Origin of the sequence: Micromonospora sp. NPDC005324 (assembly GCF_040607155.1) — a bacterium.
Lineage (GTDB): Bacteria > Actinomycetota > Actinomycetes > Mycobacteriales > Micromonosporaceae > Micromonospora > Micromonospora trifolii.
The window spans coordinates 1-10,571 of record NZ_JBEXGE010000080.1 but is presented as its reverse complement, the minus strand read 5'-3'; the positions used below and the strand labels follow the sequence as shown (position 1 = coordinate 10,571).

Sequence of the window (10,571 nt, the reverse complement as noted above, 5' to 3'; positions counted from 1 at the left end):
GGCAACTCGCGCTCGGCCGCCAGGCTCCGCACGTACTGCGGCGTCACGGCAGCATCGTCGACGACGACGCCCGCAGCCTTGGCGCCGGCCTTCGCAGCGGCCGCCCCGATGTCATCGATCGACGCGGCAGCGGCGCGAGCCAGCACCGCCACGTCATCCAGCAGGGCTACGAGTCCACCGGCCAAGAGAGGGTCCTTCCAGGGTTGCACAAAGTCCGGACTGGCCCATTCTCGCTCAGGTCCCTGCGCGCGGCACGCCACCGCCCGGTCGTATCGACGGCACCCTGATCCCGATCGACCGTCTCAGCGACCAGAAGGCCTCCTACTCCGGCAGGCATCGCCGTCACGGCGTGAACGTGCAGGTCAACGCTGATCCGGCAGCCCGGCTGATCTGGGCTTCTGCCGCGCTGCCCGGCCCAGTCCTGACCTGACCGCAACCCCCACCCACGCCATCGAGGAGCAACCCCGTCCCGCTTCTCCCGCTCCTAAAACCGGTGAGGACCTCGTGGTGTGGAACCAAAGGGATGTCGTCTTACAAGCTCATCGAACGGCGACGAACTCGCGGAGTCGGCGGCCGGCCTCGTTGGCCGTACCGATGCGGCCCTGACCGAGCAGGGCGGCGCGGACGTCATCGAGGATCCAGTCGACGGCGAACGGGGAGGTGCCGAACCACAGTTCGGCATTGACCTCGTACACCTTGCCGCTGGCCACTGCGGTGAGCCGGGGCCACAGCGGCGAGTCGGTGATGGGCTTCGGGTCGTACGCGCCGCCGGTCATCAGGAAGACGGCGCTGCCGTCGTGGCTCTTGAGGTCCTCCGCCGAGACCATGACGAACGGGCTGGTGGCGTCGGTCGTCGCCTTTTGCGGTGCGGGTCGGTCCAGACCGGCGTCGCGCAACAGCGAGCCGAGCCCGGAGCGCTCGGGCACCGAGTAGATGCCCTGGTTGTTACTGAGTACGGAGATGGGCTGGCCGGCGAAGGGGGAGGCGGCGAGGTCCTTCTTGAGGGTGGCCAGTTCGCCGGTGACCCGCCCGATGACGCGGTCGGCGTCGCTGGTGCGGCCGAGCGCGTCAGCGGTCTGCCGGAGCTGGGTCTGCCAGCCGGCGGTGTAGTCGACGATCGCCGTCTTTGCGATCTTGGACAGCTTGTCGCGCTGGGAGACGTTTGTGGGAATGGACGAGCCGATGATGACGTCGGGGCGGGCAGCGATGACCTTCTCGATGTCGAGCTCGGCGCCGTACGGCTGGGTCTTCAGCCCAAACTCCGTCCACAACGTCTTGGAGGTCTGGTAGCCGAACACGTCGAGCACCAGGTCGGGCTGCACACCGAGGCTGATCGCGTTGATCGCGGCAAAGTCGTCCAGGGCGACGACCACGCCCGGGTCGCCGGCTGACGCGGACGGCTCCTCGGCGGCCTTCGGCGCGGCGGCCTCGCCGCAGCCGGCGAGCAACAGGGCGGCGACCACGGCGGCAGCGCCGGCCCGTAGACGGTGGGTGATACGCATTCTCGTACTCAACTCTCTGGTGGTGGATGGTGGATCCGGTGCCGCGCCTCAGACGAGCGCGGCCAGATGGTGGTGCAGCCAGCCCAGGGCATCCCCCGGGTCGGTGAAGATCCGCTGCGGGTACGGCGGGGGTGGCTCGTCGGGCTCGCCGTCGCGCGGGGTGGCGGCCGCCCGGGTGGCGGCGGCGCGGGCGATGGAGGCTGCTCGCCGCTCGTCGTAGAGGTCGGCCCAGGCCACGCAGGGGCCCACCAGGCGGGGAAGTCCGTGATGACCCCAGCGGTGCAGCGCCGCCCGTCCCTCCCGGGTGGGTGCGCTCATCGTCCGGCGGTCGAACAGCACCGCGAACGCCGTACCGCCGCTGACGGCGTGGTCGAGGGAGTCAGCGAACCGGTTTACCGCCTCCGGCGTGATCCGTCCGGCGATCGCGATGCGCACGACCACGCCGCCACCGGCACGGTCGACGCCGTTCTCTCCCAGCGCGGCGACCTGCTGAGCGGTCCGGGCCAGTTGGGTCACGCTCGGCCACCACCCGTCGTCAGGTTGGCGGCGGGCTCGATCAGGTGCGGGTGGACGTGCCGGGTGCCGATCGGCAGCACGAGGGGCCGCCCACTGACCGGGTCGGGTACGACCGAGGCCCGGATGCCGAAGACCTCGCGGACCACATCGGCGGTGAGCACCTCGGTCGGCTCGCCCGCCGCCGCGATGCGGCCCTGGCTCATCACCACGAGCTGGTCGGCGTACCGCGCGGCGAGGGTGAGGTCGTGCAACACCATCACCACGGTGCGCCCCCGGTCGGCGTGCAGCCGGTCAACCAGGTCGAGCACCTCGATCGCGTGCGCCACGTCCAGGTAGGTCGTGGGCTCGTCGAGCAGCAGCACGTCGGTGCCCTGGGCGAGGGCCATGGAAAGCCACACCCGCTGCCGCTGCCCGCCGGAAAGCTCGTCGACCGGACGCTCGGCCAGGTCGGCGACGCCGGTCCAGGCCAGCGCCTCGGTGACGGCGGCCTCGTCGTCACGGGACCACTGCCGCAGCAACGAGCGGTGCGGGTGACGGCCGCGGGCCACCAGGTCCGCGACGGTCAGCCCTTCGGGCGCGACTGGCGCCTGCGGGAGCAGCCCCAGCTCCCGGGCGACCTCTCGGCTGGGCAACCGGTCGATGCGCCGGCCGTCGAGCAGCACCGCCCCAGCCGACGGCGCGAGAAGCCGGCCCAGGGCCCGTAGCAGGGTCGACTTACCGCACCCGTTCGGCCCGATGACAGCGGTCACGCCGCCGTCGAGGACATCGAGGTCGAGGGCATCGACGACGGTTCGATCGCCATAGCCGAGGGTCACCCCGGTGGCCCGCAGCCGAGGCGTCCTGGCCGTGGTGGTAGCACCGGTACTCATCAGGCGGTCACCTTCCGCGCTTGGGACAGGAGCAGGGCGAGCAGGTACGGCGCGCCGAGTACCGCGGTCAGCACACCCACCGGCAGCTCGACCGGCAGCAGGGTGCGGGCGGCAAGGTCGGCGCCCGCCACCAGCACGGCGCCCAGAAGCGCGGAGAGCAGCAGCGGCGGCCCGGGCACCCGGACCACCCGGATCGCCAGCTGCGGTGCGACCAGGGCGACGAACGCGACGGGCCCGGCGGCGGCGGTCGCCACTGCGGCGAGCACCACCGCCAGCACGACCACGCGTACGCGGCCCGCCTGGAGCCGCACGCCGAGCGCCCGGGCGGTGTCCTCGGTGAAGCGCAACACGTCGAGGGTGTGCGCGGCGGCGAAGAGAGCGCCCCCGGCGAGCAGGAGAGCCACCGCCACCGCCGTCACGTGTTCCCAACCCCTGTTGGTGACGCTGCCGGTGAGCCAGACCGTGGCCTGGGCGGCGTCGGTGATCTTCGCCCGGGTGAGCAGCCATGCCGTGACCGACAGGCAGAGCGCGCCGACCGCGATGCCGATCAGGATGAGGCGGTTGCCGTCCACCCCGTCGCGCCAGGCGAGCAGGTAGACGAGCGCGGCTGTCATCAGCCCTCCGCCCAGCGCCGCCGCGGGCAGGCCGAGCCACGCGAGCCAGCCGGCAGCCTCGCCTCCACCGAGGACGATCACCGCCACGGCGGCCGTGCCCGCGCCGGCGGTCACGCCGAGCACGTCGGGGCTGGCCAGCGGATTCCGGGTCACCGACTGTGTCACCGCGCCGGACAGGCCCAGGGCGGCACCCACGCCGACCGCGGTCAGCAGCCGGGGCAGGCGTAGCTCCATTACCACCATTCGGTCCAGCGGAGAGCCACCGCCCTTGATCACTGCGAGCACCTCGGTGGGGCTCAGCGGGATGTCGCCGGCGAGCATGCCCAGCGCCGCGATTGCCAGCAGCACGGTGAGCAGTAGGGCCGCGGCGGCCGCCACCGGCGGCCGCCACACCAGCGAACGGTCACCGACGCGCAGGACGCGGATCCGTCGGTCTGCGCGAGCCGGCCGTTTGGCGAGGCGGGTCACAGCGCCGCCATTCGACGGCGGCGGACCAGCGCGATGAAGAAGGGTGCGCCGACGAAGGCGAGTGTCACGCCCACCTGCACCTCACCGGGTGGGGCGAGGACCCGGCCGAGAACGTCGGCGGCGAGCAGCAGCGCCGCGCCCAGCAGGCCGGCCAGCGGCACCAGCCACCGCTGGTCGGGCCCCACCAGGAGCCGGGCGACGTGCGGAACCACCAGGCCGACAAAGGCGATCGGGCCACAGGTGGCGACTGAGGCGCCGGTGAGCAGGGTGATGGCCACGATGCCGAGCAGCCGGGTCCGGGCGAGCGACAGCCCGAGCCCTCGGGCGATGTCCTCACCGAGCCCGAGCGCGTTGAGCGCCGGAGCCTGGGCGAACGCGAGCGCCAGCCCGACAGCCAGGAAGGGGAGCACAGGTAGGAGGACGTCGTAGCCACGGCCGGTGACCGAGCCGACCACCCAGAACCGGTATGCGTCGAGCGTGGTGGCGTCGACCAGCAGCAGGGCCGCGGTCAAGCCACTGAACAGTGCGCTGACGGCGGTCCCGGCCAGGGCGAGCGTGAGCGGGGTGGCGTTGGTGCGGCGGCCGGCGGCGAGGGTTCCGATCGCGAAGACCAGCACACTGGTCAGCAACGCGCCGGCGAACGCGAACCAGACGTAGCCAAGGACGCTGGGTAGGCCGAGGACACTGATGGCGAACACCACCGCCAGGGAGGCACCGGCGCTGACGCCGAGCAGGCCGGGGTCGGCCAGCGGATTGCGGGTGTGCGCCTGGATCAGCGCGCCAGCCGTTCCCAGCGACCCGCCGACGACGAGGCCGAGCACCGTCCGCGGCACGCGCAGCGACCGGACGATCACCTCACCCTCTGTGCCGTCGGCACCGCTGAGCGCCGACCAGATCTCGGCCAGCGACACCGCCCGGGCGCCAATCGCCAGGCTGGCCACCGCCGCCACGGCCACCACGAGCAGACACAAAAGCACCGCTCCCACCCGGCGCCGGTACGTCACAGTTGACTTTCGCGCCGGGGAGGCCAGCACGACCGCAACCATCCCCACCTCCCTGCAAGAGGGTAGCTAACCTAATACATCGGGCCTCTACGCGAGGGTGGCTCACTTCTGGCGAGCTGACGGTGAACGACGGCACCCGACGCCGTCGTTGGCCGAAGGACGAGGCTGATCAACACCATGAGGACGTCGGCGGCGCCACGTCGTACCCCTTTGTTGCTGCTCGAATCGGCGACACTGCTCTCCGGCATCGGCAACGGCGTGGCAATCGTGGCGCTGCCGTGGCTGGTGCTCGAACGCACCGGCAGTGCCACCGCCGCAGGGCTGGTCGCGGCGGCCGCCGCCCTACCGCTGCTGCTGGCGAGCCTCGTCTCGGGCACGATCGTCGACCTGCTCGGCAGGCGGCGCACCGCGCTGGTCTCCGACAGCCTCTCCGCCCTGTCGGTCGCCGCGATACCGGTCGTCGACGCCGTGTTCGGGCTGAACCTCGGCTGGATCGTGGTGCTCGCCGCCCTTGGTGCGGTCTTCGACCCGGCCGGGCTGACCGCCCGGGAAACACTGCTCCCGGCCGCCGCCCAATGCGCCGGCTGGCGTATCGAGCGAGCCAACGGGGTGCACGAAGCCGTCTGGGGAATCGCCTTCCTCGTCGGTCCCGGAGTCGGCGGCCTGCTGATCGCCGCCATCGGACCGGTGCCGACCTTCTGGGCCACCGCCGTCGGCTTCGCGCTGGCCGTTCTCCTCGTCGCGGCCGTCCGGGTGCCCGGCGCCGGCCGACCGCAGCGGCCGCCCGCCGGCCTGATCAGCGGCACCACCGAGGGCGTTCGCTTCGTCTGGCGGGATCCGCTGCTGCGCACCATCGCCCTGATCACCATGGTGCTGGTCGCGCTGTACCTACCCGTCGAGGGTGTGCTGCTGCCCGCCTATTTCGTCGGGCAGGGCGAACCCGCTCGGCTCGGCATCGTCCTGATGGTGATGAGCGCCGGCTCCGTGGTCGGCGCACTGGCCTCCAGCGCTGCCGGGCGGCTCATCAAACGACGTACCCTGATGGCCGTGGCCCTGCTCATCACCGGCGGGGCCCTGCTCGGGCTGGCGTTCCTCCCGCCGTTTCCGGCGATGCTCGCCTTCGCCGGACTGATCGGCCTGGCATACGGTCCGGTGAACCCGCTGTCGAACTACGCGATGCAGACCCGCACCCCGGAGCGGCTACGCGGCCGCGTGGTCGGCGTGATGACCTCCTTCGCGTACGCCGCCGGCCCGGCCGGTTACCTCCTCACCGGCCCGCTCGTGCAGTGGCTGGGATTACGGAACGCCTTCCTCGCCCTGGCCTCGGCTCTGCTGCTGGCAGCGGTGGTCGCCGCGCCCCTGCCGGCACTACGGACCCTGGACGTGCCACCCCGGTATCCGTCCGCCCCACCCGGCAGTGGCATCGGGCCGGCCGAGGGTCCCGTGCCGCTGGGCGAGCAGTGGGCCCCGTCCGCCCACCAGGTCCGCGATCCGGGAGTCTGAGGCAGGTCTCCGTCCAGACGTCCTGGGCATGCGCCGGGATGACGGCGCGATGAACGGGTTTGCCGCTCGTCGCACCGCCATCCCGGCGTCAGATCTTCCGCTCGTCGGTACGGATCAGTTGAGCGGCTCGATCCAGATGTTGCGGTATCGGACGTTGGCACCCGGGTCGCCGTGGTCCTGCAGGCGAATCGGGCCGCCGGCCGCGCTCTCGGCCGCACCGCCGCCGGTCGGGCTGGAGATCGCCACGTCGTTGTGCACAAGTGTGCCGTTCCAGATGACGCTCACCCGGGCGTCGGCGGTCTTGGAGCCGGATCCGTCGAAGCGGGCGGCACGGAAGGTGATGTCGTAGGTCTGCCACGTCTGCGGGGCGGTCGCGGCGTTGCTGTCGGCTGCGGTGCGGCTGTAGATGGATCCGGCCTCGGTGTTATCCAGCGAGGTGTCGCCGTAGGAATCGAGGACCTGGAGTTCGTAGCGGTCCTGCAGGTAGATGCCACTGTTGCCGCGCGCCTGCCCGGTGACGTCCGACGGGTAGGTCGGCTCGTACCACTCCACGTGCAGCCGGAAGTCACCGAAGGTCTGTCTGGTTCGGATGTCGCCGCCCAGGACCTCCGTCGAGCCGTTCGCCACCGGCCAGGTCGCCGCCCCGCCTCCGGTGCTCTGCCAGGCGTCCAGGCCGCCGCCGTCGAAGAGGGTGATGCGCTCGACACCGGCACCGTTGATCGACCAGCGCTGGTTGTCGCCGCCGCCGTACGCCCAGATCTGGATCTGGGTGCCGTCGGCGGTGCTGCCGCCGGCAGCCTCCAGAACCTTGCCGGACTGGGGGTTCAGGATGGAGCCGTTGGGCTGCGGCTGCCACACCTGTGCTCCGCTGCCGTTGCAGGTCCAGAGCTGGACCTTGGTGCCGTTGGCGGTGCCGCCGTTGTCGACGTCGAGGCACTTGCCCAGCACCCGGAGGGTGTCACCGACCCGGCTGAACTTCTGGGCGTTGGTGCCGTTGCAGGTCCAGAGCTGGATCTTCGTGCCGTCGGCGGTGCCCGAATCGTTGACGTCGAGGCACTTGCCGCCGACGCCGGTGATCGCGCCCGATTCACCGCCCGCCGCGCCGTACACCTCGAATTCGTAGATTCGCGCCGCGGGATCGGTGGTGCTGGTCGGCGCGGTGATGTTCAGTCGGACGTATCGGGCGGAGACGGCGGCCACGTCGTGCGTCGTGGTGCTGGCGGTGTTGTCCGCGACCGTGGTGCGGGTCGTCCAGCTCGACCCGTCGGTGCTGGTGGCGATGGTGAAGTCATTCGTGTTCCAGGCGGTGTCCTCGCCGCCGGCGCCGGCATGCTTGACGACGAACCGGTTCACGTTCTGGGCGGAGCCGAGGTCGACCTGGAGGTACTGGTCGGCGCCGGTGGAGCACCACTTGTCGGTGTTGCCGCCGGACACGCTGCCGTTAACGGCCTTGGCCGGGCCCTCCGCGGTGGCGCAGGAGCTGTCCGCGGTGGCCGGCTTGTTGAGGGCCAGGTTGGTCCCGCCACTGGGCGGCGGCGGGGTGCCGCCGGGGATGGCGTTGAGCGTGTACCACGCCTCGGTGCTCCACAGCGACTGGCCGCTCTCGGAGGAGAAGGGCCGGGGCGAGCGGAGATAGACCACGTGGCCGGCCTTGCGACCGTCGACGGCGAGGGTGACCTTCTTGCGGTCGGTCGAGAGAGTGGCCGAGGTGACGGTCAGGGTCTCCTCGTCGACCTTGGGGCCGCCGTAGTCGGCAGTCGGTACGTAGCGCCACTGCTTGACCTTGTAATGCGCGGCGAGATCCGCCGCCGTTTCGGTGGACACCGGCTGGGTATATTCCACCTCGAAGCCGGCGGCGGTGGCGCGCATGGCCAGCATCTCGAAGGTGTTGGTGGAGTTGGGGGTGAGCTTTTGCAGGCCGTAGGAGAGTTTCCCGTCTTGGCCCCAGTTGCCGCCGGCGCCGAGGCCGCCGACGTAGATGGCGCCGTCGGGGCCGATATTGACCTCGGAGGTGCCGGCTTCGAGGCCTTGGGTGAGCCGGAACAGGGCGCCCTGGTATTCGCCGTTGACCTTTTCCACGTAGGCCCGCTGCAGGCCGCCGTAAGTGACGTCGCCGATGACGAACTGGCCAGTGTAGCGGCCGGTGGTCAGGTACAGCGGTGTGCTGGGTGAGTTCGCGATCTCGTTCTGCGGCATCCAGAGCACCGGTGGGGTGGCCGGGTTGGCGTCGAACGGGCCGGCCGGGTTCATGTAGTGGTTGAAGAACCGGCCCTGCTTGACGTGCACCAACTTCGACGAGGGCAACCAACCACCTTGGTTGTCGGTGACGAAGATGCCGCCCTCCGGGCCCCAGCCGATTCCATGCGGGGTGCGTAGCCCACCGGCGACGTAGGAGACCGCGCCGGTGTCTTTGTTGACCTTCAGGGTGGTGCCCCGGTTGGCGGCCGGCTGTGGATTGGTGGTGTTACCACCATAGTTGATCGATACCGACAGGTTCAGGTAGAAGAACCCGTCCTGGTAGAGCAGGCCGAACGCGAACTCGTGGAAGTTCCCGCCGTAGGGCCAGGTCGCCACCGTCTGGAGTTGGTCGGCGACCTCGTCGCTGTTGGTATCGACCAGCCGGGTCAGCCGTTGCTTCTCCGAGACGTAGACGATCCCGTCGACGACCTTCAGACCCATCGGCTCTTTCAACCCGCCGGCGATCTTCTTGGTGGTCACACTGCCCGGCCCGGTCGTACCACCGGTGCCGCCGAGGATGTACACCTCGCCGTCCTGGGAACTACCGGACTGGTCACTGCCACCCCAGGTGGAGATGACCAGCCGGCCATCAGGCAACCAGTCCATCCCGGTGACCTTCGGCTGGAAACCACCCGGCCGCAGGTTGGTCAACGAGTACCCGGGGTGCACACCGGCCAACGGCAGACCATCACCGGGAGCATCAGTGACCCCCTCACACTCCTTACGACCCGGAGCGGTCACCCGCACCACACCGGCGTCGGTGCTCAGCGCCGAGTTCGGCACCACCACGAACGACGACGAGCCGGGCGTCTTCCACTCCAGGGTGATCTGCTGCCCACCATCCCGCTCAAAGTGGTCAATGCGCAGCGGGTGCAGCCCGGCAGTGAGGGTGACCGTGCCCTCCTTCGGCGGGTTCGCACCGTGCAAACCGTCGTGGTTGATCACGACAGCGTTGTCGATCGTCAGCTTCGACCCGTCGTCGCTGCTCAGCCGGAACGTGTAACTACCAGCCTGAGTCGTGGTGATGTTGCCCAACACCTGCGAGACGAAGTTGTTGTCGAAACCGAAATCCGCCGCCGACGACCAATTGATCGTTGACATCAACTTGTCCACGTTCGGGGTCTGCGCGGGCTTCAGCGTGCAGATCTCGGCAAGCGGCACCTGGACGTCGAACACGCGCAGCGTGACGCCCGGTTCCTGCTCGGGGGCGGCACCGGCCGGACCGGCCCAGAGACCGGTGGCGGCCAGGGTGAGGGTGATTGTTGCCAGGACAGGGCTGCGAAATCGGCGCAACAGCCGTGTGCCCATGGTTCCTCCAAGGGAGAAAGATGAGGGACGGGGGTGACGGCACCTCGCGGAAGAGCACGGCCGCCGGGTCAGGCAGGGACGAGTCGCCGACGCCGACGCCGACTGAACCCGATGCCATGGTGTGGCAACACTCTAAACGACTTTCATCGAAACATACAGATGTTTAGAGCATTGAAGCAAAAGTTCCTTCATCGGCAGCAGAAGTCGGCCACCTCGCCGACCGCGCGCAGCCGCCAGAGCCGGCCCGTCCTGGCGACCCAGCCGTCGCGGTAGGAGAACACGCAGGTGTCCACGAGGTAGTCGTACGGGTCGGCGCTCTCGTTGTAGTGAATGCCCAGGCTCTGTTCCTGAATCAGCAGGTTGGGCGCGGCAAGGCAGACCTGCAGACTGGCGGCGAGGGCGAGCGGCGTCCAGTCCTCCGGGGGGGCATCGACCCGTTCTTCCAGAGCTAGTCCCAACGCCGTTCAGTTAGGCGGTTGGTGTGGTCGTCAAGGGTCAGGGCGGATGATGTCGATGCTGGTGGTGGCCTGGTAGCTGCGCCGGTCGATG

At 70.0% G+C, this 10,571-nt stretch carries 9 protein-coding genes and 1 pseudogene; 2 read left to right on the top strand and 8 right to left on the bottom strand.

The features are described 5' to 3' along the window. Nucleotides 1-185 (bottom strand): DUF808 family protein (locus ABZS40_RS35690; RefSeq protein WP_354949052.1); only part of this gene is annotated, 185 nt, incomplete at its 3' end. 86 nt (nt 186-271) lie between these two features. Between ABZS40_RS35690 and ABZS40_RS35685 the strand changes: the two are divergent. Beyond that, nucleotides 272-421: pseudogene (locus ABZS40_RS35685) on the top strand (transposase family protein); the annotation flags it as partial. 118 nt (nt 422-539) lie between these two features. On the opposite strand, the gene ABZS40_RS35680 reads toward ABZS40_RS35685, so the two are convergent. Genes ABZS40_RS35680 through ABZS40_RS35660 form a run of 5 tightly spaced genes read right to left on the bottom strand, consistent with a single transcriptional unit; the run spans nt 540 to nt 5,015 of the window. After that, nucleotides 540-1,502: an ABC transporter substrate-binding protein gene (locus ABZS40_RS35680; RefSeq protein WP_354949050.1), complete on the bottom strand. Its 963-nt coding sequence runs from the start codon at nt 1,500-1,502 to the stop codon at nt 540-542. Between the two features lie 48 nt (nt 1,503-1,550). Next, nucleotides 1,551-2,018, bottom strand: coding sequence for a hypothetical protein (locus ABZS40_RS35675; protein WP_354949048.1), 468 nt, complete (start codon nt 2,016-2,018; stop codon nt 1,551-1,553). Beyond that, entirely contained in the window at nt 2,015-2,887 is an 873-nt protein-coding gene (locus ABZS40_RS35670) for an ABC transporter ATP-binding protein (RefSeq protein WP_354949046.1), read from the bottom strand. The genes ABZS40_RS35675 and ABZS40_RS35670 overlap by 4 nt, the downstream gene beginning before the upstream one ends. Next, on the bottom strand, nt 2,887-3,969 hold the full coding sequence (locus ABZS40_RS35665; RefSeq protein ID WP_354949044.1) for an iron chelate uptake ABC transporter family permease subunit: 1,083 nt from the start codon (nt 3,967-3,969) through the stop codon (nt 2,887-2,889). Before ABZS40_RS35665 ends, ABZS40_RS35670 begins: the two co-directional genes overlap by 1 nt. Continuing rightward, a complete protein-coding gene (locus ABZS40_RS35660; protein ID WP_354949042.1) occupies nt 3,966-5,015 on the bottom strand; it encodes an iron ABC transporter permease in 1,050 nt (349 codons plus the stop codon). Before ABZS40_RS35660 ends, ABZS40_RS35665 begins: the two co-directional genes overlap by 4 nt. A 135-nt stretch (nt 5,016-5,150) precedes the next feature. On the opposite strand from ABZS40_RS35660, the gene ABZS40_RS35655 reads away from it, so the two are divergent. Beyond that, nucleotides 5,151-6,476: an MFS transporter gene (locus ABZS40_RS35655; RefSeq protein WP_354949040.1), complete on the top strand. Its 1,326-nt coding sequence runs from the start codon at nt 5,151-5,153 to the stop codon at nt 6,474-6,476. Nucleotides 6,477-6,590: 114 nt separating this feature from the next. Here ABZS40_RS35655 and ABZS40_RS35650 read toward each other — a convergent pair whose 3' ends face one another. Both ABZS40_RS35650 and ABZS40_RS35645 read right to left on the bottom strand, forming a co-directional pair. Further along, the gene (locus ABZS40_RS35650; RefSeq protein WP_354949038.1) at nt 6,591-10,022 is read right to left on the bottom strand and encodes a family 16 glycoside hydrolase; all 3,432 of its coding nucleotides are present in this window, start codon (nt 10,020-10,022) and stop codon (nt 6,591-6,593) included. A gap of 188 nt (nt 10,023-10,210) precedes the next feature. Next, on the bottom strand, nt 10,211-10,480 hold the full coding sequence (locus tag ABZS40_RS35645) for a hypothetical protein (protein WP_354949036.1): 270 nt from the start codon (nt 10,478-10,480) through the stop codon (nt 10,211-10,213). Between the last annotated feature and the right edge of the window lie 91 nt (nt 10,481-10,571).

Bases quoted from the DNA above. Each gene is read 5' to 3' on its own strand.
- ABZS40_RS35680 (WP_354949050.1), bottom strand. From the start codon at position 1,502: ATGCGTATCACCCACCGTCTACGGGCCGGCGCTGCCGCCGTGGTCGCC.
- ABZS40_RS35670 (WP_354949046.1), bottom strand. From the start codon at position 2,887: ATGAGTACCGGTGCTACCACCACGGCCAGGACGCCTCGGCTGCGGGCC.
- ABZS40_RS35660 (WP_354949042.1), bottom strand. From the start codon at position 5,015: ATGGTTGCGGTCGTGCTGGCCTCCCCGGCGCGAAAGTCAACTGTGACG.
- ABZS40_RS35655 (WP_354949040.1), top strand. From the start codon at position 5,151: ATGAGGACGTCGGCGGCGCCACGTCGTACCCCTTTGTTGCTGCTCGAA.
- ABZS40_RS35650 (WP_354949038.1), bottom strand. From the start codon at position 10,022: ATGGGCACACGGCTGTTGCGCCGATTTCGCAGCCCTGTCCTGGCAACA.